We start from the raw sequence: 21,389 nt of genomic DNA on the forward strand, positions 1-21,389 counted from the left end.
GTCATTTTCAGCCCGTCCAGGCCTCTAAGGGAGTGCCTGCGCTTGAGCGGCAGCGGACTGACGTGTTTGACCCGGCGACGGTATGGGCACCGCCTCCCGCGCTTCGGGCAAACAACCCGTTTCATAGTCGCCGACGAACCCCCAGCAGGCGTCTACTTCCTCGCCATCCCGCTCGATGACATAGCCGTAAACCCGTCCGCCGAGATAGGCATCGTAGGTGACGATTTCGCCGCGCAGGATGTCTTCAGCCTTTTCACGCAGTGCCTTGGTGACGCGTTTCACGCCGAATACTTTCCGAACCTCCTCTAGCGTGACGTAGATGAAGCCGACCTGGCCGGAATCCCACGGGCAGTGGAACCCGATGGTGTTCATCGCGAGACCGGAATGGTCATAGAGAAAGACGGGCAGCAGGATCGCCTTGCGTCCAGCGCGGTCGCCCAGCTGGTTCATCGTAAGATCGCACTGATCCGAAATACCCGCGAGAATGCGCAGGAACGCCTCGGGGCTATCGAATTGATGGCTGTCACCCAGCCGATAGCGGCGATGCCAGCAGATCAATGTGCCGAGGTTGGACCACTCCCGAGGGCTTTCTGCGTCGGGGTCGTGGTAGATTTTGATGATGTGGCCCTGGTAGGCCTCCTCATAGACAAGGTCGTGCATGGAGATGTCCTCTCTTGAAACGCAATCGACCCGCCAGGCCGGTTTAGACACAGGCGGGTCGATTGCGACGTGGTCAAGTGGTTGGTGAGTTTGCCGCTCGGCGGATCAGGCGGCGTCGCGGTTCAGGCGATGCTGGACGTGCTCGACAGAGACCTTGAGAAGCCAGTCTTCGAAACCAAGAATGGTCTGGTGATTGGAGACCGCCTCGATCCAGACCGCACGCGGATTGCGGCCGATGTGCGTCGGATCGTTGTCGATCCGGCCATTGGCCATCCAAGGCTCAGGCTGAATGCGTCCCAGCCAGTCCGCCAGCGATGGAATACGGCCCTGACAGTCTTCGCGCACATGCTGCTCACCGATCCAGCGGATCGGGACGACCCGGCCCGCGCTGTTGGTCAGGCTGTGTCCGAAGATCCGTTGGGCATCATAGATTCCGGCCGTATGATGGCGGTAGGCTCGGTGAACAAAGAGGGCCAGGTGCTCTTTCGATGAGTCAAACCAGTCATGTACGAACTGATAGTCATCTGGAGCACCGCCAAACTTTCGGGCCGAGCTTTCCGCGTGGTGGAGGGGATGTGCCATATCAAAGCCCCTCATGTTCGGTGGTGTTGGTTTCGATATAGCGGTTCGAATGACTGACATCGATCTTGTCAGTCTCGAGCACCCAGGTCAGTTCGCCATAGCCGCCTTCGTTGTTCTCGAACCCAGGGCTCAGCGCATAGGCGAAGTCCCAGCCGAAATCTTCGACCCGGTGGCGCAACTCTTCTGAGAAAGCGATCGTGTCTGGCGTCACGACGACATCCTCGACATTGCCGGAGTCGCCATAGCCTTCATAATGCACCACGATGTTCGTCACGCCAAGGGCACGCAGTTCGGTCAGAAGGGCGGCACGGGTCACAACCCTCTGCTCGGCGGCGCTTCGCTGGGCTTCCAGCATCTGCGCGTAAAAATCATTTACTTGTGTCATGTCTTCGATCCTTTGGAATTGAGGGAAGGGGAGGGCGACCGTTGCAACTGGTCGCCCAGGAAGTTTCCTGCTGGGGGCTTCAGGCCGCGGCATCGCCGCGTTTCTCAGCCGTCCGGTCAACCAGGTTGAAATACAGATTCTCGGTCGCGCGCTTGAACCCCGGCGGTTTGCGCGGGGCGAGGCAGCGCACCGAGGCGCTGCAGCTCTCACCATGCTCCATGGCGAACTGCGTCACTTGATCGATCAGGTCGTCCATACCCGCGGCCTGGATGCGCTGTTCGGGGTAATTCGCCATCATCTGGAACTGGGTGACGACGAAGGCGCCGTCGCGGTGCGCGGGATAGAGGGTGATCTGATAGTCGAGTGTCTTGGCCATCTCTGGTCTCCTGCGGCGGGCGGAACGCGATCATCGCGCCCCATGGAAACCCGCCAGCGCGAAAGGACCGCCCTTTGTGCAAGGACGGTCCGAGGTGATGTTGGAGAAGAGAGGCGTCAGTATTCCGATGGCAGAAGCAGGGTCAGAACCCGGCGCGTCTGTTCGGGATCGGAGGGCTCGGGCGAGCCGTGCATGAAGTCGACGTCGTACAAATCGACCTTGAACCAGACCGTAGTCCCATCAAAGTCGATGACACCCATCTCGTGCCAGCCATGGGGATCGCTGTCAGCGTTGAACGCGTCAAACGAAGCGACGCGGCGGGTGAGAGCGAGCTGGGCGTCCGGCCCTAGTGCTGCAACACCACGGGTCATCACGAACTGGCCCTGCGGAGCATTCGCGACGGGGGTTGTCCCGAGAATGGAGCGACGAAAGGCATCATTCTGCCCGGCGATCAATTCGGCTTCCTTAACGGGATCGAGATCGAGTGTGGTGGTCATGGGATATCTCCGGGACGGGCCAGCCGATCCGATATCGGCTGCGTGAAACCCGTCAGCGGGAAAGGGCCGCCCTCTGCGCGAGGACGGCCCATGGGTTAGTCAGGGTTCAGAGCGGCGCCTAGGTCTCAGGCGGCATCACTGCTGAGAAAGGCGGGCAAGGCATCCGGTTCGTCATCCGAGGCTGAAATGGACTCCTCACCGGACTCATCTTCGCCAAAGGCGGTTTTCGCCGCATCAATGGGGAGGTCGAGGCCACTATCCGATGCACCAGAAAATACCATCCCATCGGGCAGCCACCGCGTCGACCTTGCAACCGTTGCGGCGTCGAAACCTTCTGTCTCGCCGGCCGTTTCCGCAAAAGCCCGCTCCGTCGCGGCCGCGATATCGCCTTTGCGTTCGCGGTTGCGATCCTCGGCGTAGTCGTCACCGATCAGCTTGCGTGCCGTGGCCACCGCATGCCCCTTGTTGACCCGACCCCAGTAGTTTTGGGCAGTCGGGCGCCAGCAGGCAGCCACATCGACATCGAGCCGCGCGCCGATCTCCTCGATGATCGGGGAAGGACGATTGTCGGAGGAAAGCTGGGGTTTGACCGCCAGACCCGTCGCCCAGGCGAAAAGCGCCTGCTTGTCGGCAAGGGGCAGCGCCGACATCGCCCGGAAGTCCTCGGGTTTCTCCAGCTTCATCCAGTCGGTGGCGAGGTCTTGTTCCAGCGCCTCGAGCATCTTCTGGGCGACGGTATCGGCATGCAAGACCTCACGATTCTGAGCCTGGAAGGGACGGATCGAGATGTCGAGTGCCTCGTTGTTGTAGGACCGTGACAGCGCCTGCTCGCAGAGCGAATAGAGCATCGCATCGAACGCCACTTCGAAATCCGCCGCCAGATGCGCCCGCAGGATGTGCTGGCGCGTCGCCCGCAGATCGTCGGCGAGGCTCGCCGAAATCCCATCCGCCTTGCGCAAGGTCGCCGCCGGGTCGGAGGTCGGCACGGGCGAAGAGGAGGTCGGCGGCGTCACATGCGGCCCGGCAGGGGAGGAAGCATCACCCGCGTCAGCACGCGCGTCGTCCGGCTCGGGTGCGGTGGGAATATCCTCGGGCCGCACCAGGCCTTTCTCGACCCGTAGCGCGCCGTCATGACCGATGGTCAGCACCACACCGGCGATTGCGCGATCTTCTTCACCGTAGGGCTGACGTTCACGCTGCAGGGCCTCGATCTCGCGCAGGCGCGGCTCGATGGCATAGTATTCTTCCGTCTCCGCCTCAGACCAGTCCTCACCGTCATTCTGCGCCGCCAGTTCTTCCTCGCGTTCAATCAGGCGGGCCTCTTCGGCGAGAAGGTCCGGATCGGGTTCGATGTCCTGCGGATAGACCCGCCCGAAACTGCGAAACGCACCGTAATCCACGGAAAGATGCACCTCAACCCATTTCCATGTCTCCTCGAAGGGCTTGGCCGCAGCCTGCAGCTTCTCGATCGCAAGTCGCTCCAGGAGCTCGGGGTTTTCCATATGGGCGCTGGCACGATCATCGAAGAGATCGCGCAGCAAAACCCCGCCCGCCGCCTCATAGGCTTCGATCCCGACGAAGCGCCCGAGGGCCGAGTTCGCCGAATGCGCGGTCTCGGTCAGCTGGCGTTTGATGCTCTGGGGATGGATGTGATAGCCGCCCTTCACCACGTTCCAGACTGCCAGCTGGCGATCATGGTCGTCGGTCAGGGTGAAGGCCATCACGCATTCGAGGGTCAGATCCCCCGCGCGGAACTGCTCGATGATCTCGGGCGCGACACGGGCGAGTTTGAGGCGACGGCGCACCAGGTCGACGGAGACACCGAACTTCAACGCGATTTCGTCCTCGCTGCGACCCTCGGCGATCAGCTTGTCGAAGGACTCGAACTGGTCGGCGGGATGCATGGCTGCGCGCTGGAGGTTTTCTGTGGCGGAGGTGAGGATGGCGTTGCGCTCGTCCTCGACGAGGCAGGGCACTGGATGATCCGCGGGGATCACACCGTCTTCGGCGAGCTGCTTCAGTGCTTTGAGGCGGCGGCCGCCGGCATCGACCGCAAACCGTGTCTCAGACAGCGCATGAACTACCAGGTTCTGCTTGATACCGGTTTCGCGAATGCTGGAAAGAAGCTCGGCGTCATCGTTGGTGCTGGCGGCGACTTTGCGGACGTTGAGGGGGCTGGTCTCCAGCTGATCAAGCGGGATCATCCGGATGTCGGCAGCGCCCTCAGGCGTTGCCGATCCGGCGGCTTCGGTCGTCTTTGCGTTGGTGGGTTTCGGACGGGTCGTGGTCTTGGCCATGGTCAGAGTCCTTGTCACGCCGGACCCGGATGAGCCTCTCTCTATCCTTTCAAGCCCGGCACCCGGGCTTCCCTTTCTTGAGCTCTTGCCGGTCGAGAATAGTCGCGTTGGTTCAAATCCGAAGTGACAATTGTTCATGAAAACTCAATGCTGCACGAAGGACCGCCATTGGGACGCTGCTACCCTCGCTTGAATTTCCAGGCACAGAAACCGGTTGCCAAGTAGCGTGAAACCAAATGCATGTACGCGAATTTGTGGGGCGGTCGAGTCCCGCGCTTTCAAAAATCAATCGCAAGATCAAGCGCTATTTCTGATTCGACCATGCTTCAATGAGTACTAGCGCTTCATCATGAGCGCAAAGCTAAAGTAGATAGAAGCGATTAAACCCACGAAAGCCAATACAGTGGTGACCGCAAGCGGGACCGAATAGGAACCTGTTTGGGTATATAGAAGCCCTCCTGCCCAAGGAGCTATCAGCCCAGCGAGGCCATATGAGAAGATCATTTTACCATAGACCCTCCCAATCTGCGAGATGCCGTATTCACGCCCGATCAATACGGGTATCAGCGACGCCGAACCACCAAAGCACAGTCCAACAAATACGGTCGCTACGCAAACGATCAAGAAGCTGTCCGAACGTATCATCAATAACGCAGCGACCGTAAGCAAGCAGACAAAAAACAACGCACTTCTGCCTTGAACCCAATCGACAAACCTGCCACCAAAAATGGATCCTATTATATATCCTAAATTCAACAAGCCCGCGCCTAGTCCAAGAAGCCTACTTGGAACGCCAATTTCTTCCAAAATACCGGATATATGCGAGATAGTTAACAGCCCGGCAAAGCAAATTGCGAAGAAACAGTAGGACATAATCGCAAAGCGAAGCGTAAAGACTTCAGAGCCAGTACGCTCTTGAATTTCTTCTGTAGGTGTCTGAGGAGAACCATCAGTTTTAAAAACAACAAAAACTCCGAGCAGAAGTATTCCGAAACCGATGACAAGAAATGATGTCGCTGGAGAACTGTGCAGAATCGCCCGTGCAAAAACGCTAGAAATAAGGATCCCAGACAAGGCAAAACACGACACTATGACACCAATCGCTAGAGAACGATTTCGCTCTTTTGCGAATTGAGCCATTTCAAGCGCGAACCCGTACCCCAAGCCTGAGCCGGTCCCAAAAGCCATGCCATAGCCAATAATAAGCGACGTCAATGTTGGCCAAAAGCCAAACAGAAAGTGCCCGCCACCAGCCAGTGAAAAACAAAGCAAAGCAGTGCCGCGTAAGGTCAATCTCGTTGATACTGCCTTTTGTAGCATCATTCCCAGCATGAAACACGCCAGTGCCAATGACGGAGCCAAGCTTAACTCAGCCCGGCTCAGCCCGAGATCCCTTTCCATCGGTAACAGGAACAAGCTCCACGCATACATTACACCCATGCAGCTGTTAGTAAGACAGCCAATCAGCACTGGGGGAGAAAGCAGACCTACTCCCAGCGCGTCATTTCCGTCAACTCTGCCAATCATTGTCTACACCTTGATCCTCTCGTTCTTTGGGTCCAAGAAAGGTGAGAGTGACGCAGTTGCCTTGTAACGTTCACAGGCGATCTCAATCTCGAATCCACCGGCATTGATGAAGTCGCGAGTGACACCGTCGGCGTTATAGATGTATCCCATGCCCATCGATCGATCGAGCCTGTGCCCATATCCACCAGAGGTAATAGATCCGATTATCCTACCTTCCTTGTAGATTGGCTCTTCGTGATAGAGCATCTTTCGACATCCGTCGGGCAGTTGGAATTGTACAAGCCGCTTTGTAGGCACACCGGCGTCTCGCGCACGCAAGAGAGCATCACGGCCGACAAATTCAGCTTTATTATAGTCCACGGCAAACGAGAGCCCCGCCTGGATCGGAGTGTCTTCTTCGCCAATGTCATGCCCCCAGTGCCGATAACCTTTTTCTACCCGAAGGCTGTTGAGCGCAAAGAACCCCGCATGGCTAAGGCCAAATTCCTGACCGGCCTCGACGATCTTGTCGAAGACATGCATCGCGAAATCCGCCGGGATATAGAGTTCCCACCCAAGCTCGCCGACAAAGGTCAGCCGACTCGCCCTGACGGTCGCATATCCGACGGCAATCTCCTGACTCGTCCCGAACGGGAAGGCGGCATTCGACAGGTCGGCACCAGAAACCTTCTCAAGCAGCGCACGGGATTTGGGCCCCATAATCGCTAGCATCGGTAGGCCGGGCGTAACATCGGTGACAACGACAGCCGCATCGTCGGGAATGTGGCGGCGCAACCACGACAGATCGCGTGTCTGGCTGGCGGCTATGGTGACGACTAGATAGGCTGTTTCTGAAAGCCGGGTGATCGTGACATCCGCCTCGATACCCCCGCGCGGGTTGAGCCACTGGGTGTAGACGACCTTGCCCATAGCAACATCAACATTTCCCGCTGACACGTTGTTGAGAATGCGGCAAGCGTCTCGGCCCTCGACCCGGAATTTCACATAGCAACTCTGGTCGAAAACGGTCACGGCTGATTGCGTGTCCAAACATTCAGCGCGCGCGTCTTCGAACCAGCTTTGCGGGCCGAAGGAATAGCCGATCTCAGTCGAGCGGCCATCGCGCGCGAAAAAGCCCGGCCGCTCATATCCGGCAGCTTCGGTCATCGAGGCCCCGAGAGCGACAAGGCGGTCGTGAAACGGGCTTTGGCGCACATTGCGCGCGGTTTCATATTGCTGGTAAGGCCAATGCATCTTGTAGAGCAAGCCCAACGTTTCCTTGGTCCGGTCGAAGAGATAGCTCTTGTTCGACTGCCAGGAATGCATGCGGCGCACGTCGACATCTGCCAGCTCCATCGGCGGGTGACCGTCGTTGATCCAATCCGCCAGCGCCTTGCCGACGCCACCGGACGACAGGATGCCGACCGAGTTGAACCCGCAGGCGCAGAACAACCCCTCAACTTCGGGCGTCTCTCCCAGAAGGTAGCGGTCATCGGGCGTGAAGCTTTCGGGGCCGTTGAAGAACAGCTGGATACCCGCGTTAGCCAGCGCCGGCACGCGTTTGACGGCCATGTCGAGGATTGGTTCGAAATGATCGAAATCCTCGGGCAGGCTGTCGAAGCAGAAGTCCTCGGGGATGCCGTTGTGCCCCCAGGGTTTCGCTTCGGGCTCGAAGCATCCCAGCAGCAGCTTGCCAGCGTCTTCCTTGTAATAGGAACACTCATCGGCGACGAACAGCACCGGCAGTTCGCGGGGCAGATCGGGCATCTGCTCGGTCACGATGTAGAAATGCTCTGCCGCGTGGAGCGGCAGGGAGACGCCGCTTTGCGCCGCGAATTCCCGCGACCACATGCCACCCGCGATGACGACGCGGTCGGCGCGGATCTCGCCATCGGCGAGTTTCACGCCCCGCACCTTTCCGTTCTCGACGATCAGGCGCTCGACCGGGGTCTGTTCGAAAATCCGCGCGCCGCGCATACGCGCGCCTTTGGCCATCGCCATCGTCACGTCGGCGGGATTGACCTGCCCGTCATTGGGCATCCAGATGCCGCCGACGATGTCGCCGACTTCGACCAGCGGCCAGCGTTCGCGGATTTCGCCGGCGGAGACGACGTCGGCCTCGAGCCCGAAATTTCGGGCCATGGACACGCCACGTTTCAGTTCCTCGAAGCGCGCGTCATGCGTGGCAAGGCGCAGCGCGCCGTTTTGCTTGAAGCCCGTCGCCTGCCCCGTTTCCGCCTCCAGATCGCGAAACAGCTCGCCGGTGTATTGGGCAAGCTGTGTCATGTTTCGCGTCGCACGGAGCTGCGTCACGAGTCCAGCCGCATGCCAGGTCGTGCCGCTCGTGAGTTGCTTGCGCTCGCACAACACGACATCGGTAATCCCCAGCTTGGTCAGATGATATGCGATGGAGCAGCCCGCAACGCCGCCGCCTACGATAACCACATCTGCCGTGTTTGGAATGCCCATAAATGTAGCTCCTGTCTTTCAAGCACCCAGATAGGTGTCGATTATTTTCCGATTTTCATGCATTTCCGCGGGGACACCGGACCAGACGAAATGGCCGCCATCCATCAGATGCAGCCGGTCCGCATGGTTGGCCACCCGGGCGATATTCTCTTCGACCACGACGATCGTCATCCCTGTCGCGCGCAATTCGTCGATGGCCGCATAGATCTGGTCGATCACCACCGGCGCCAGGCCGAGCGAAGGCTCGTCCAGCACCAGCAGGCGGCAATCCCCCATCATCAGGCCGCGGCCGATGCCCAGCATCCGGCGCTCACCTCCCGACAGGGAGCTGGCGATCTGCTCCGCGCGCTGTTCGAGCTTGGGAAAGAGCGCGAAGACCTTGTCTAGTTGCGCCTGGGACCTTGCATCCGACCGGTTGGCATAGCCGCCGACCAGCAGGTTTTCGAGAATGGTCATGTTCTTGTAGACCAGATCGCCCTGCGGCACATGGGCCAGCCCCATCCGCGCGATTTTCTCCGGCGCCAGCCCGAGGATGGATCGACCGTTCAGCGCGATGCTGCCCTGGGTCCTGGGCAACAGGCCCGATATCGCGCGCAGCAGCGTCGTCTTGCCATGACCGTTCGGGCCGACAATGCCGATCAGTTCGCCTTTCGCGACCGTCAGGTCGATCCCGTTCAGGATCGACCCTGTGCCGTAACCGGCGTGACAATCCTTGACTTCAAGAAGCGGCATTTCCGACCTCCTCCGCCTGTGCTCCCCTGCGGCTGTCTGCAGCACCGGACACACCGAGGAAGACATCCACGACCTCGGGATTGTCGGCGAGACTGCCCGCCGTCCCTTCGTGCAGTTTCGCACCGTGGTGCAGGATCATGATCCGGTCCGCAAAGGCTGTCATGAAGCTCATCACGTGTTCGATCACGACGATGGTGGTCCCGCGAAAATCCCGAAGCTGTCTGAAGACCGCCGCGCAGGTTTCGATCTCGGCCGGGTTGAGCCCCCCGACCGGTTCGTCCAGCAGCAGCAGTTTGGGATGGCTCACGATGGCGCATCCGATCATCAACAGCTTCAGCTGCAAGACCGGCAAGGCACCCGCCATCACGTCCGCATAGTCCGTCAAACCGGTCAGATCGAGTACCTCGGCCGCGCGGATCTCGGACCTGCGGTCATAGCTCAACCCGGGCACGAGCCGCTTTTCGCTGCCGAAATAGGCGCAGGTCTTCAGATTGTCGGCGACCGTCTGCGAGTTGAAGACGGCGTTTAGCTGGAAGGTGCGGCTAATGCCGAGATGGCAGATCGCCGAGGCGCCGAGCCCGGTGATATCGGCGCCCTCGAACAGGATCCTCCCGGCGGTCGGGGGGGTCACCCCGGACAAGAGATCAAACAGCGTGGTCTTCCCGGCGCCGTTCGGACCGCCGATGCCGAGAACCTCGCCGCGGTCGACATGAAAGCTGAGATCGTTCGTCGCCTTCATGGCCCCATAGGCCTTGGTCAGGCCGCGCACCTCGAGCAGATGTTGCGGTGAATGGGTCACGTTTCAGCCCTCCTTCCTGGGGCTCAAGGCCCACTTCCTGAGTGACGCGAAACCGCCCATCAGGCCCTCCGGCAATGTGAGCAGGATGATCGAAAGAACGGCCGCATAGGCGGTGTTGCGCCATGCCGCGAGGTCGCGGAAGCCCTCGTCGATAAGCGCCAGCACGATCGTGCCGACCACCGGGCCCCAAATGGTGCCGCGGCCGCCGACGACCATCATCGACAGCAGGAACAGCAGCGTGGGCAATTCGAGAACCTGCGGACCAAACGTGCCGATCACCCCGGCATAGACGCCTCCGCTCAAACCGGTGAACACTCCGGAGACGGCAAAGACGATGGCCTGATATTTCCGGATCTCGATACCTCGCGACGCGGCGCAGACCTCGTTGTCGCGCATCGCCTTAAAGGCCTGCCCATAGGGGCTGTAGACGACCATGATCGCGACCAGTATCGACAGCGCGAGCATGATGAGCGACAGGTAGAAATTGCCAAGCGGCGCACTGCTGTATCCAAGTAGCTCGCGAAACCCGAAATCGCCGAAACGCGACAGGCCGCGGGCGCCGCCGGAGAAGGAATAGCAAACCGATTGGGTCTGCCGGAAGCAGGCCACATCGGTCACCAGAAGCTGATAGACCGTCATGGCGATTGCGAGCGTGACCACGACGACATAAGCGCCGCGCAGCCGGAACGTGGCAAAGGCCATGACGAGGCTCATCAGCAGCCCCGCCAGAGCCGCCACCGGCAGGGTCCACCATAGCGACATGCCGAAATAGAGGCCCATGAGCGCGGTGGCATAGCCGCCCACCGCGAACAGAGCCATATGGCCGATCGACAGGATGCCGGCGACGCCGAAGACCAGGTTCCACTGCGACACGACGGCCGCCCACAGGATGAACAGGGTGATCTGCCCCAGAACGTAGCGGCTCAGTCCCAGCGCGGGCAAAAGGCTCAGGACGCCGACAAAGAGAAGAAGGATCAGAAGATCGCGGGATTTCATTGAACGCATGGGTCAATTCCTCTCCAGTTCCTGGCGCCCGAAGAGACCGGTCGGTCGGTAGACCAGCACCAGCACCACGACGAGAAGCGACACGGGAAACCCCCATTTCACACCGAGCGTGTACTGCACGGTGGTTTCCAGACCAGCCAGCGCGAATGACGCGGCCAGCGCACCGGGAATGCTGCCGAGCCCGCCCAGGACGCAGACGATCAGCGCCTTGAGCAGCGGATCGAACCCGGCACCGGGATAGACGGTCGTCGAGCTTGTCAGCAGCACGCCGGAGGCGCCCGAGATGATCCCGGCGAGAACCGTCACCTGAAAAATCACCGCCTGCACCGGCACGCCGTTCAGCCGAGCGGCGGTGATGTCCTGCGAGACGGCCCGGATGAGCCGGCCGAGATTGGTCTTGTGCACGACGAGTTGCAGCAGCAGCACCATGAGCGCGCTGCAACAGACGACCAGCAGGGTCTGGTGCCCGATGGACAGCGCGCCGAGGTCGAACCGACCCTCGACCTGAAACGGTTGTCGCAGGATCTTTGCGCCTATCAGGTTGTTGATGAGATCGACCACGATGGTGCTGAACGCCATGGTGAGGATGATGATCCGCAGATCGAAATTCGCCTTGCCGAAGATCCACCGGACCTGCGAGACGTAGAGCAGTAGTCCGCCCGCAGCGCCCGCAATCATGCCGCCCAGAAGCCCCGTCCACCAAGGCAGGCCCAGCCCTGTCACGACGGCCACCGAGCCATAGGCCCCGATGACGATCATGGCGCCATGCGCGAGGTTCAGCATCGAAATGCTGCCCCATAGCAGCGCCAGCGAGACCGAGCTCGCGGCATAGATCGCGCCCAACGCAATCGTGCTGGTCAAAATTCCAGTCAGAAGCTCCATCGCCTGGCTCCAGTTTTTCCTTGGTGGTTTTGCACTCGGGGCTCCGGCAGAGCCCCGAGGCGCGACGTCATGCGTCTTGCTCAGGTGAACCAGGGCGGGGTTTCGAACGCGACCTCGTTATAGGGTTCGGGGAAAATCAGCTTCTTCGGCACGGCCGCGGCCGGGTCCTTGATCTGGTAGAGCAGATGCGGCATGGCCAGAGATGCATCCGGTGAGATGGTCGGATATGGCAGGGCTGCGTTGAACTCCTTAGCATAGCGCAAGGTGCCGAACGGCGCGCGGAATGAGAAGCGGCGCAGGTTGTCGGCGATCTTGCGGTTCTGCTCGTAGTCGCCCGGCTCCCCGGTTCCGCCGGCCAGAGCGGCCGCAATCGCGTAGTGATACATCTCGGAATAGGTCGATGCACCCGGGTCGGCTTCGGCGGTCTCCCCGAATCTGGCCCAATAGGCGTCGCGGAAGGCATTGCCGATCTCGTCGGGCAGAATGCCGATGACCGATGACGACATGACACCCCGGGCGGCCTCGCCCGCGATCTCCGAGAAGGCTTTGAGCAGCGGCCCATACTGCATGTAGACAAGGCTGTTGGTCGGGTTCTCGGCAAACTGGATCTGGAATTGCGCCAGATCCGCAGGGAAGAAATGGGTGTTCGCGATCACGGCAGGCTGTTCGGCGCGCACCTTGTTGAGGACGGCGCCCCATTCGGTAGTCGGAACAGGAACGATCTCTTCGAACGAGACTTCGAAACCGTATTGCGGCGCGGTATCCCGGATCGCGTTGGAAATCACCGTGGAATAGGGAAGCGAGCCCGTGACGAGCGCGATCTTGTTGTTGTCGGGCTTCCAAAGACCCTGGTCGCGTAGCGAGGCCAGCATCACCGGCAGGCCCACACCGTAGTAGTATTCCGCGGGATCCGCCATGAAGATACCTGTGTAGCGCTCGGGATCGCTCTGGAACGCTTCATGGTGCCCGATGGACGTGTTGTAGTGAATGTAGATAATCCCCGCATCCGCGATGGGATCGTATTCCGCCTGATTGGCGCCGACATTGTAGCCGTTGATGATCGCGTGCGACCCATAGCGGTCGATCAGCAGCCGTGCGGCGGCGCTGACCTCCTCGGCGGTCTGGTTCTTGCTGTCGAGCGTCGTCGGCTCCAGCATCTTACCGAGGATCCCGCCGGCGGCGTTGATCTCCTCGCAGGCCATTTCCAGGCCGTTCTTGTGTTCGATTCCGTCGACCGCCAGTGGACCGGTGAGCGATGCCATCTGTCCGATCGGGATGGTTCCCGATTGCTGAGCGTTGGCCTCGTTGACAGAGGCCAAAAGCCCAGCCCCGAAAGCGGTTCCGGCACCCGTTGCCAGGAACTTGCGGCGCGTGCTGAGCACAGCCGGTGAGTTGATTTTCTTTTCCATGGTCTGGTATCCCTGTTGGCAATTTTTCTTTGTTCACGCACGCAGTCGCGCCGTGTGGTTTTCGGTGGATTTCCCGAAGAGACCGGCACCCCAGGACATGGGGCGCCGGGTATTCGCTAGGCGGCGCGCAGGCGCGCCGTTTCCGCTTCGTCCAGTGTCATGTTCTCGGGATCGATCACGACACCGTATGCGTCCCGAGCCTTTTCGATGGACACATAACCATCCAGAACGTCGTCCAGGACTTTCTGGGCAGGCCGCTCGCGCGGGTCGCCCCAGCCGCCGCCGCCGGTGCTTTCGAACTGGAACACCTCGTCGTAGTTGAACGGGTGGCTGGACAGCAGCGGGCTGCACCAGTCGCCGTTCTCGGTCAGGCCACCGATCACGATCTCGCGCCCGTCCGGATAGAGATGCTTGGAGCGCTGCACGTCGCTGCGCAGACCGCCGTTCACGCCGGGGCTGCCTTCGCGGGTCCGCGAGGTTTCCATGTTCATCTCGCCCTCGCACAGGAAGCGGACCTTAAAATTCGCTCCCAGGCCGCCGCGGAACTTGCCGGCACCGGCACTGTCGGGCCGCAATTCGAAGGCTTCGTACTCGATCGGGAACAAGAGTTCCGCCGTTTCGGCCATCATGTTCATGCAGTTGCCGAGCGGGTCCATCGTAACACTCATCCCGTCGTTATAGGGCGTGCCACCCCAGCCACCGGCCGGCAGATCCGAGAACACGTTCGCGTTGCCGTGCTCATCCTTCGTGGAGGAGACGAACCAGTTGCATTCTGAACAGGTCGAGCCGGTGACGCGGTCGGGGATCGCCTGGGCCAGCGCCTGCCAGATCGCACTGGTGATCTTGGACGAGGTCAGCGTGGTACACCCGATCGTCGGCGCCGGCCATTGCGGGTTCAGCCAGGTTCCTTCGGGAATATCGAGCGTGATCGGCACGAACATCCCGGCATTCGATGGCGCATGCGGCGCAAGGAAGAACTGAAGCGAGTAATAGGCCGCCGAGGCCGTATTGGCGTAGGGCGAATTGATCGAGCCCTTGCAGGTCGGGTCCGACCCGTTGAAGTCGACATGGATGTTCGACCCCTTGACAGTCAGCTGCACCGCAACCTTGACCGGATCGGGCGAGAAGCCGTCGGTATCGGCGAAATCCTCGGCGTAATAGACACCGTCGGGGATCTCTTCGATCGACTTGCGGATGATGCGTTCGGTATAGCCGATCAACTCCTTCATCGCGGCCTTCACCGTCGTCAGCCCATACCGCCGGGCGGCGCGCTGCAGTTCCTGCTCGGCGGCCCGCAACGCACCGAGATGCGCCTGAAGGTCGCCTTCGATAAAGAAGGGCGTCCGCGTATTGTTCATGATGATCGCCAGGAAATCGGGATTGATTTCATAGTTCTCATAGAGCTTGATCGGCGGGATGCGCAGCCCTTCGGCGGCCACGTGGGTCGAGAACGACATCCCCCCCGCAGCACCGCCACCCAGGTCCATCCAGTGACCGCGACTCACCGCGAAGCCAAGCACTTCCTCTTCGTAGAAGACCGGCATGATGAAGGTGATATCGTTGGTATGCGTGCCGCCCTGATAGGGATCGTTCAGCGCATAGATATCGCCCGGTTTCATAGTCTCGATTGGATACTTTCGGGCCGCCGCGTCGGCGCTGTACTGCATCGCCGCCAGATGGACCGGACAGTTCGCGGCCTGTGCCAGAAGGCGAAGCTCGGGGTCGTAGACCGCATTCGAAAAGTCTAGGATATCGGCCAGGATCGGCGAGAACGAGGTGCGTTGCATGATCGTGGACATGCGATTGCACGCATATTCGAACGTATTGCGCAGCACTTCGAAAGTGACGGCGTCGACTTCGCCGAAGCGTCCTTTGGTTTCGGTAGACATGGTTGTTCTCCTCAATTCCCGATGGTGACGACAAGGTTGCCGCTTTTGTCGACTTCGCCGGAGCAGTTCGGCGGAATGACAGCGATGGAGTCGAGATACTCGACAACGGCAGGGCCCTGCATACGCGCGCCGGGCGCGATGTTCTTGCCGTCGTAAAGTTCGGTGTCGTGCCAGGTGCCATCGAAATAGACCGACCGGGTGGCGTGGCTTTCGACAGACTGCTGACCGCTGAAATCGTAGACCGGCGGTTCTTTCATCTTGCCGACCGCGGTGACGCTGAGGGACACGAAGGCGATCTCGAAGGCTTCGTTCGACACCCCGTATTCCTTTTCATGCGCGGCGTGAAACGCGTTGGCAATCTGCGGAATATGCGCGTCGGTCAGTTCACCCGAGGGGATATCCGTCTCCACCTCGTATGTCTGGCCCACATAGCGCATCTGTGCCGTGCGGCGCAGCTCCATGTTGTCGTCGGAGATCCCGTCCGCGGCGAGACGCGCGCGCGCATCCGCTTCGATCCGGTCATAGAGCCGGTTCAGATCGGCCACCTTCACATCGCTGAGCGCCGCGTAGTGGAAGGTTTCGATATCGTGGCGCATGTCCATGGCCGTGGCGCCGAAGGCCGAGGCTACACCGGCCGCGCCCGGGATCACCACTTGCGGAATGCTCATCGCCTGGGCCACAAAACAGGCATGCATCGGCCCCGCGCCGCCAAAGCTGGCAAGCACGAAATCGCGCGGATCGCGGGCCCTGGCAACGACCACGCCCTTCACCGCCTGCGCCATGGTTTCGCAGGAAATCTTGATCATGCCGTCGGCCGTTTCCAGACGCGACAACCCGATTTTCTTGGCTAGGCGATCGATGGCAGCTTCAGCAGCCGCCTTGTCCAGTTCGAACTTGTCGCTGAGCGACGGGTTCAGACGTCCGAGAACGAGGTTCGCGTCCGTGATCGTCGGCTCGGTTCCGCCCCGGCCGTAGCAGGCAGGGCCAGGTGTCGAGCCTGCCGATTGGGGTCCCATCCGCAGCGATCCGCCCTCATCGACCCAACCGATGGAGCCGCCACCGGCGCCGACGGAGTGGATGTCGAGCATCGGCACGGCGACCGGAACTTCCCATTCCAGCTCATGGTCGCGGGTGATGAGGCCCTCACCCTTCTCGACGATGGACACGTCAAAGCTGGTGCCGCCGACATCCGTATGAATGATGTTTTCGAAACCTGCATGGATGGACAGGTAGGAGGCATAGGCCACCCCGCCTGCCGGCCCGGATTCGATCAGCTCCTCGGGACGCAGCTTGGCGTTTTGCGCGCCCATGACGCCGCCGTTGCTCTTGAGGATGAGCAGCTTTCCTGTGAAGCCCCGCTCGGCCAGAACCTCGGACAGACGGTCGAAGTAATGCGTCATGATCGGCATGAGGCAGGCGCGGATCGCGGTCGTCGTGAACCGGCCGTGCTCGCGGAACACCGGGCGGGTGTCCGACGAAATGACGACATGCACGCCGGGTGCCTCTTCGAGGATTATGTCGCGCATCTTTCTCTCATGCGCGTCGTTTGCATAGGAGTTGATGAAGCCGACCCCGACCGAGCCATAGCCACGCGCCTTGATCTCGCGTGCGATCTCCCGCGCGGCGTCTTCCCGGAGTTCCCGGCGCACGTCTCCCTTGGCTGACATGCGTTCGTCGATGGTGAAGCGATGGCGACGGCGGATCAGCGGCTTGGGCTTGGTCTGATACGGGTCGTAGAGCGCCTTGCGGTGCTGACGCCCGATCTCGATCGTGTCCCGGAACCCTTCGGTCGTGACAAAGGCCGCATCGGGGTAATCGCGTTCGATCAGCGAATTGGTCGCAGTTGTCGTTCCGTGCATCAGAAACGAGATCTGGTCGAACGGAATACCCGCGGTCTCAATGGATTGAAGAACCCCGCGCGAGCGATCATCCTTCGTGGTCAGGACCTTAGCGGTCTTGTAAGACCCATCCTCTTCGTTCCATGCAAAGAAGTCGGTGAACGTCCCACCAACATCAATTCCGACGCGCCACATGCGTTTCTCCCTGTTTGTGAATTTTCATTATCATATGTTCACTTCACTGTCACTCATGTGTCAAGTTTTTATTTTTTTAAATTTCTGCCCCATTTTTTGGCGCGACGCCTGAGCTGAGATCGCCTGGACGCGCCTCAGACGAGGGTTTTGGCCCATACAAAGCCAATCCCGGAAACTGCGGGCAAAAAGGCACGGAAACGATCACGCGGGGGTGCTGGTCACGACGCCACCGCCCGTTCGGCGCGACATCAGACGGCGTACACCGAACACGGCAAGCGTTTGGGAAACCGGAGGCCGTTGACCCGACTAAGGGTCGAATCAGTAAGACGGTGGCGAGATCGCCCAGATGATCACCGTCTCCTCGTCGCTTTCATTGGCGTAGCGATGCGGGATCGAGCTTTCGAAGGCGAAACTGTCACCGGACGACAGGGAGATTTCCTTGCCGTCGAGCCAAAGCGTGAGTTTGCCCGACGCGACAAATCCCGCCTCCTCGCCCTTGTGGCTGTAATCTTCCTTGCCGCTGAAGGAATGCGGACGGAACGTGCAGCGCAACAATTCGATGCCGCGCGCCAGGTTTGGCGACAGAAGCTCGTCACATATGCCGCTCTCGAATTCCAGTCGCCGCCGCCGGTCGCGGCGCACGACGAACTCGCGGAATTCATCGTCATCCTCGGCCGGGGAAGGAAAGAACCATGAGATGTTCACGCCAAGTGCACGGCTGATCGAATGCAATGCCTTGATCGAGGGCGAAGAAATTCCGCGTTCGATCTGGCTGAGGTAGCCCTTGGACAGACCGGTGGCATCTGAAAGCTCGCTCAGCGTGACGTTGCTTGCGCGCCTCAGATCCTTGATCTCCTGACCGACCAGCGCCCCGGCTTCCAGAACTTCACCCAAATCCTGAATTGGCTCAGCCTGAATGGGCCCCCGGAGCGCAGTGGATCTCGCCAGTGACGGTGTCTTCTTGTTCATGGAGCCGGTACTTTTCATTGGTCGTGGACAAGTATGATGGCCCGGTTCCGGCGCAGGCAGCAATAAAAAATGAACTTTCGATGGAGAATTTTTATTTTTGTGATCGTAACTGTCACACATCCCTTCCCTGCTGCGGCTCCATCGAAGCGTCTGGCATTCATCATCTATCCCCGCGCGCCCGGCTTATACCGCTGGTGAACTTTTGTACTTGATTTTTCACTTTTAGAAACTCATGGTGCGAAAAATCAGGTCCGCAGGATCAACAGGTCCGCAGGATCAAATGGAGATTATCGCCCATGAAGGTGCTCGTGCCCGTGAAGCGCGTGATCGACTACAACGTGAAAGTCCGCGTGAAAGCGGATGGCAGCGGTGTCGATCTCGCCAATGTCAAAATGTCGATGAACCCTTTCGACGAAATCGCCGTAGAAGAGGCGATCCGCCTGAAAGAGGCCGGTAAGGCCGATGAGGTCGTGGCCGTTTCGATTGGCGTGAAGCAGGCACAGGAAACCCTGCGCACGGCGCTGGCGATGGGCGCGGACCGGGCGATTCTGGTTCTGGCCGCCGATGACGTGCATACGGATATCGAGCCGCTGGCCGTGGCCAAGATCCTTGCCAAGGTCGTCGAAGAAGAGCAGCCGGGCCTCGTGCTGGCGGGCAAGCAGGCGATCGACAATGACATGAACGCCACCGGCCAGATGCTGTCGGCACTGCTGGGCTGGTCGCAGGCGACCTTTGCCTCCTCCGTGGATATCGACGGCGACAGCGCCACCGTGACCCGTGAAGTGGATGGCGGTTTGCAGACGATCAAGGTCAAGATGCCCGCCATCGTGACCGTCGATCTGCGCCTGAACGAGCCGCGCTACGCGTCGCTCCCCAACATCATGAAGGCCAAGAAAAAGCCGCTGGATGAAAAGACCGCCGACGATTACGGCGTCGATGTGCATCCGCGTCTGGAAATCGTTTCGACCAGCGAACCCGAGGCCCGCCAGGCCGGGGAAATCGTTGCCGACGTCGATACGCTGGTTGCCAAACTCAAAGAAAAGGGGGTCGTGTAATGGCTGTTCTCCTGCTTGCCGAAGTCAATAATGGCGAACTGGCGATGGATGCCACCGCCAAGGCCGTGACCGCCGCCAAAGCCCTGGGCGATGTGACCGTTCTCTGCGCGGGCGCCACCGCCGCCGCCGCGGGTGAGGCCGCTGCGACCATTGACGGTGTCGCCAAGGTGCTGGTCGCCGAGGACGCGGCGCTGGGTCATCGCCTGGCAGAATCCACCGCAGCGCTGATCGTCAGCCTGGCCGATGGTTATGAGCATATCGTTGCCCCGGCGACGACGGATGCCAAGAACGTCATGCCGCGCGTTGCCGCGCTGCTGGATGTGATGGTGATCTCGGATGCCTCCGCCGTTGTCGATGGCGACACGTTTGAGCGCCCGATCTATGCCGGTAACGCGATCCAGACCGTGAAGTCGAAAGATGCCAAGAAGGTCATCACCTTCCGCACCTCGACCTTCGACGCCGCCGCGACCGGCGGGTCTGCCGTCGTGGAAACCATCGGTGCCGCCGGCGATCCGGGCCTGTCCGAATGGGTCGAAGACAAGGTTGCCGAAAGCGACCGCCCCGAGCTGACCAGCGCCGGTATCGTCGTGTCCGGTGGGCGTGGCGTGGGCTCGGAAGAGGATTTCGCCCTGATCGAAAAGCTGGCCGACAAGCTGGGCGCCGCCGTAGGTGCCTCGCGCGCCGCGGTCGACAGCGGCTTTGCCCCGAATGACTGGCAAGTGGGCCAGACCGGCAAGGTCGTCGCCCCCGAGCTGTACATCGCCGTCGGCATCTCCGGCGCGATCCAGCACCTCGCCGGGATGAAGGACTCGAAGATCATCGTCGCCATCAACAAGGACGAAGAAGCCCCGATCTTCCAGGTGGCCGATTACGGTCTTGTTGCCGACCTGTTCGACGCTGTGCCGATGATGATCGAGAAGCTGACATGAGCGCCCGGAGCATCGACGGAAAGGCTTTCGCCGCAACCGTTCGCTCCCGGGTGGCGGAACAGGTTGCCGCCCTTGCCGCCCATGGCCAGCCGGGACTGGCCGTGGTTCTCGTCGGCGCGGACCCCGCGAGCGAGGTCTATGTGCGTTCGAAGGGAAAGATGACCATCGAGGTCGGAATGAAGTCGGTCGAACACAGGCTGCCGGCCGACGTGTCCGAGGCCGATCTGCTTGGGCTCCTCGCTGAACTGAACAGGGACGAAACCATTCACGGGATCCTGGTGCAGCTTCCGCTTCCCGCACATCTCGACGAGAATCAGGTGATCAACGCGATCGACCCCGCGAAAGATGTGGACGGGTTTCATATCTCCAACGTCGGTCTGCTGGGGACGGGCCAAAAAAGCATGGTCCCCTGCACCCCGCTTGGTTGCCTGATGATGCTACGCGATTACCACGGCAGCCTGTCTGGGCTTGATGCCGTCGTGATCGGCCGTTCAAACATAGTCGGCAAGCCCATGGCGCAGCTGTTGCTCAAGGACAGCTGTACCGTGACAATCGCACATTCGCGAACGAAGAACATCGAGGCGGTGGTCAAGCGTGCCGACATAGTGGTGGTCGCCGTGGGCCGCCCGGAGATGGTGAAGGGTGACTGGATCAAACCAGGCACTACGGTAATCGACGTGGGCATCAACCGTATCGACGCCCCCGGGAAGGGTGAGGGCAAGGCACGCCTCGTGGGCGATTGCCACTTTGACAGCTGCGCAGAGGTGGCTGGTGCCATTACGCCGGTGCCGGGCGGCGTCGGTCCGATGACCATCGCCTGCCTTCTGGCCAACACGCTCAATGCCTTCTGCGACCAGAAGGGGCTGCCCAGACCACGCGATCTCGCGGTCTGAGCGCTGTGATTGATAGGAAAGA

The 21,389-nt window shown here is 60.5% G+C and carries 19 protein-coding genes; 3 read left to right on the forward strand and 16 right to left on the reverse strand.

Annotated features, from left to right (window positions below; translation table 11 throughout):
* Window positions 1-24 precede the first annotated feature (24 nt).
* The 16 genes from SULPSESMR1_RS24145 to SULPSESMR1_RS24220 all read right to left on the reverse strand — a co-directional run bounded on the left by SULPSESMR1_RS24145 (window position 25) and on the right by SULPSESMR1_RS24220 (window position 18,610).
* Window positions 25-660 (reverse strand): hypothetical protein, encoded by a 636-nt coding sequence (locus tag SULPSESMR1_RS24145; protein ID WP_089423585.1) that lies wholly within the window; start codon window positions 658-660, stop codon window positions 25-27.
* A 105-nt stretch (window positions 661-765) separates the two neighbouring features.
* The gene (locus SULPSESMR1_RS24150) at window positions 766-1,242 is read right to left on the reverse strand and encodes a DUF6915 family protein (RefSeq protein ID WP_089423586.1); all 477 of its coding nucleotides are present in this window, start codon (window positions 1,240-1,242) and stop codon (window positions 766-768) included.
* Window position 1,243: 1 nt separating this feature from the next.
* Window positions 1,244-1,627, reverse strand: a complete 384-nt coding sequence (locus tag SULPSESMR1_RS24155) for a DUF6878 family protein (protein ID WP_089423587.1) — start codon at window positions 1,625-1,627, stop codon at window positions 1,244-1,246.
* Window positions 1,628-1,706: 79 nt separating this feature from the next.
* On the reverse strand, window positions 1,707-2,003 hold the full coding sequence (locus SULPSESMR1_RS24160) for a hypothetical protein (protein ID WP_089423588.1): 297 nt from the start codon (window positions 2,001-2,003) through the stop codon (window positions 1,707-1,709).
* A 116-nt stretch (window positions 2,004-2,119) separates the two neighbouring features.
* Entirely contained in the window at window positions 2,120-2,500 is a 381-nt protein-coding gene (locus SULPSESMR1_RS24165; RefSeq protein WP_089423589.1) for a DUF3768 domain-containing protein, read from the reverse strand.
* A gap of 125 nt (window positions 2,501-2,625) precedes the next feature.
* Window positions 2,626-4,797 (reverse strand): ParB/RepB/Spo0J family partition protein, encoded by a 2,172-nt coding sequence (locus SULPSESMR1_RS24170; RefSeq protein WP_089423590.1) that lies wholly within the window; start codon window positions 4,795-4,797, stop codon window positions 2,626-2,628.
* Window positions 4,798-5,133: 336 nt separating this feature from the next.
* The gene (locus SULPSESMR1_RS24175) at window positions 5,134-6,324 is read right to left on the reverse strand and encodes an MFS transporter (RefSeq protein WP_089423591.1); all 1,191 of its coding nucleotides are present in this window, start codon (window positions 6,322-6,324) and stop codon (window positions 5,134-5,136) included.
* A gap of 3 nt (window positions 6,325-6,327) precedes the next feature.
* The gene (locus SULPSESMR1_RS24180; protein ID WP_089423592.1) at window positions 6,328-8,772 is read right to left on the reverse strand and encodes a GcvT family protein; all 2,445 of its coding nucleotides are present in this window, start codon (window positions 8,770-8,772) and stop codon (window positions 6,328-6,330) included.
* Window positions 8,773-8,790: 18 nt separating this feature from the next.
* Window positions 8,791-9,504, reverse strand: coding sequence for an ABC transporter ATP-binding protein (locus SULPSESMR1_RS24185; protein ID WP_065331517.1), 714 nt, complete (start codon window positions 9,502-9,504; stop codon window positions 8,791-8,793).
* Entirely contained in the window at window positions 9,491-10,303 is an 813-nt protein-coding gene (locus SULPSESMR1_RS24190; RefSeq protein ID WP_089423593.1) for an ABC transporter ATP-binding protein, read from the reverse strand. Before SULPSESMR1_RS24190 ends, SULPSESMR1_RS24185 begins: the two co-directional genes overlap by 14 nt.
* Before the next feature lie 3 nt (window positions 10,304-10,306).
* On the reverse strand, window positions 10,307-11,308 hold the full coding sequence (locus SULPSESMR1_RS24195; protein ID WP_065331518.1) for a branched-chain amino acid ABC transporter permease: 1,002 nt from the start codon (window positions 11,306-11,308) through the stop codon (window positions 10,307-10,309).
* A gap of 3 nt (window positions 11,309-11,311) precedes the next feature.
* Window positions 11,312-12,190 (reverse strand): branched-chain amino acid ABC transporter permease, encoded by an 879-nt coding sequence (locus SULPSESMR1_RS24200; protein WP_065331519.1) that lies wholly within the window; start codon window positions 12,188-12,190, stop codon window positions 11,312-11,314.
* A gap of 80 nt (window positions 12,191-12,270) precedes the next feature.
* Window positions 12,271-13,599 carry an ABC transporter substrate-binding protein gene (locus SULPSESMR1_RS24205; protein ID WP_082852035.1) on the reverse strand — a complete coding sequence of 443 codons (1,329 nt, stop codon included), beginning with the start codon at window positions 13,597-13,599 and terminating at the stop codon, window positions 12,271-12,273.
* A gap of 116 nt (window positions 13,600-13,715) precedes the next feature.
* Window positions 13,716-15,488 carry a hydantoinase B/oxoprolinase family protein gene (locus tag SULPSESMR1_RS24210; protein ID WP_089423594.1) on the reverse strand — a complete coding sequence of 591 codons (1,773 nt, stop codon included), beginning with the start codon at window positions 15,486-15,488 and terminating at the stop codon, window positions 13,716-13,718.
* An 11-nt stretch (window positions 15,489-15,499) separates the two neighbouring features.
* Window positions 15,500-17,521: a hydantoinase/oxoprolinase family protein gene (locus SULPSESMR1_RS24215; protein ID WP_089423595.1), complete on the reverse strand. Its 2,022-nt coding sequence runs from the start codon at window positions 17,519-17,521 to the stop codon at window positions 15,500-15,502.
* Between the two features lie 318 nt (window positions 17,522-17,839).
* Window positions 17,840-18,610 carry a helix-turn-helix domain-containing protein gene (locus SULPSESMR1_RS24220; protein ID WP_231886331.1) on the reverse strand — a complete coding sequence of 257 codons (771 nt, stop codon included), beginning with the start codon at window positions 18,608-18,610 and terminating at the stop codon, window positions 17,840-17,842.
* Between the two features lie 176 nt (window positions 18,611-18,786).
* On the opposite strand from SULPSESMR1_RS24220, the gene SULPSESMR1_RS24225 reads away from it, so the two are divergent.
* From SULPSESMR1_RS24225 to folD, 3 genes are read left to right on the forward strand one after another with little or no spacing between them, the layout of a single operon-like run.
* Complete coding sequence (locus SULPSESMR1_RS24225) at window positions 18,787-19,545, forward strand: electron transfer flavoprotein subunit beta/FixA family protein (RefSeq protein WP_089423596.1); 759 nt, start codon at window positions 18,787-18,789, stop codon at window positions 19,543-19,545.
* Window positions 19,545-20,474, forward strand: coding sequence for an electron transfer flavoprotein subunit alpha/FixB family protein (locus SULPSESMR1_RS24230; RefSeq protein WP_089423597.1), 930 nt, complete (start codon window positions 19,545-19,547; stop codon window positions 20,472-20,474). The genes SULPSESMR1_RS24225 and SULPSESMR1_RS24230 overlap by 1 nt, the downstream gene beginning before the upstream one ends.
* Window positions 20,471-21,367: a bifunctional methylenetetrahydrofolate dehydrogenase/methenyltetrahydrofolate cyclohydrolase FolD gene (gene folD / locus SULPSESMR1_RS24235; protein WP_089423598.1), complete on the forward strand. Its 897-nt coding sequence runs from the start codon at window positions 20,471-20,473 to the stop codon at window positions 21,365-21,367. The genes SULPSESMR1_RS24230 and folD overlap by 4 nt, the downstream gene beginning before the upstream one ends.
* Window positions 21,368-21,389 lie beyond the last annotated feature (22 nt).

The sequence above is a fragment of the Pseudosulfitobacter pseudonitzschiae genome (assembly GCF_002222635.1).
In the GTDB taxonomy this organism is placed as follows: domain Bacteria; phylum Pseudomonadota; class Alphaproteobacteria; order Rhodobacterales; family Rhodobacteraceae; genus Pseudosulfitobacter; species Pseudosulfitobacter pseudonitzschiae_A.

Coding starts and splice junctions, on each gene's coding strand:
- SULPSESMR1_RS24225 (WP_089423596.1), top strand. CDS start 18,787: ATGAAGGTGCTCGTGCCCGTGAAGCGCGTGATCGACTACAACGTGAAA.
- SULPSESMR1_RS24200 (WP_065331519.1), bottom strand. CDS start 12,190: ATGGAGCTTCTGACTGGAATTTTGACCAGCACGATTGCGTTGGGCGCG.
- folD (WP_089423598.1), top strand. CDS start 20,471: ATGAGCGCCCGGAGCATCGACGGAAAGGCTTTCGCCGCAACCGTTCGC.
- SULPSESMR1_RS24180 (WP_089423592.1), bottom strand. CDS start 8,772: ATGGGCATTCCAAACACGGCAGATGTGGTTATCGTAGGCGGCGGCGTT.
- SULPSESMR1_RS24145 (WP_089423585.1), bottom strand. CDS start 660: ATGCACGACCTTGTCTATGAGGAGGCCTACCAGGGCCACATCATCAAA.
- SULPSESMR1_RS24210 (WP_089423594.1), bottom strand. CDS start 15,488: ATGTCTACCGAAACCAAAGGACGCTTCGGCGAAGTCGACGCCGTCACT.
- SULPSESMR1_RS24155 (WP_089423587.1), bottom strand. CDS start 1,627: ATGACACAAGTAAATGATTTTTACGCGCAGATGCTGGAAGCCCAGCGA.
- SULPSESMR1_RS24220 (WP_231886331.1), bottom strand. CDS start 18,610: ATGTGTGACAGTTACGATCACAAAAATAAAAATTCTCCATCGAAAGTT.
- SULPSESMR1_RS24160 (WP_089423588.1), bottom strand. CDS start 2,003: ATGGCCAAGACACTCGACTATCAGATCACCCTCTATCCCGCGCACCGC.
- SULPSESMR1_RS24175 (WP_089423591.1), bottom strand. CDS start 6,324: ATGATTGGCAGAGTTGACGGAAATGACGCGCTGGGAGTAGGTCTGCTT.
- SULPSESMR1_RS24195 (WP_065331518.1), bottom strand. CDS start 11,308: ATGCGTTCAATGAAATCCCGCGATCTTCTGATCCTTCTTCTCTTTGTC.
- SULPSESMR1_RS24215 (WP_089423595.1), bottom strand. CDS start 17,521: ATGTGGCGCGTCGGAATTGATGTTGGTGGGACGTTCACCGACTTCTTT.
- SULPSESMR1_RS24185 (WP_065331517.1), bottom strand. CDS start 9,504: ATGCCGCTTCTTGAAGTCAAGGATTGTCACGCCGGTTACGGCACAGGG.
- SULPSESMR1_RS24150 (WP_089423586.1), bottom strand. CDS start 1,242: ATGGCACATCCCCTCCACCACGCGGAAAGCTCGGCCCGAAAGTTTGGC.
- SULPSESMR1_RS24205 (WP_082852035.1), bottom strand. CDS start 13,599: ATGGAAAAGAAAATCAACTCACCGGCTGTGCTCAGCACGCGCCGCAAG.
- SULPSESMR1_RS24165 (WP_089423589.1), bottom strand. CDS start 2,500: ATGACCACCACACTCGATCTCGATCCCGTTAAGGAAGCCGAATTGATC.
- SULPSESMR1_RS24170 (WP_089423590.1), bottom strand. CDS start 4,797: ATGGCCAAGACCACGACCCGTCCGAAACCCACCAACGCAAAGACGACC.
- SULPSESMR1_RS24230 (WP_089423597.1), top strand. CDS start 19,545: ATGGCTGTTCTCCTGCTTGCCGAAGTCAATAATGGCGAACTGGCGATG.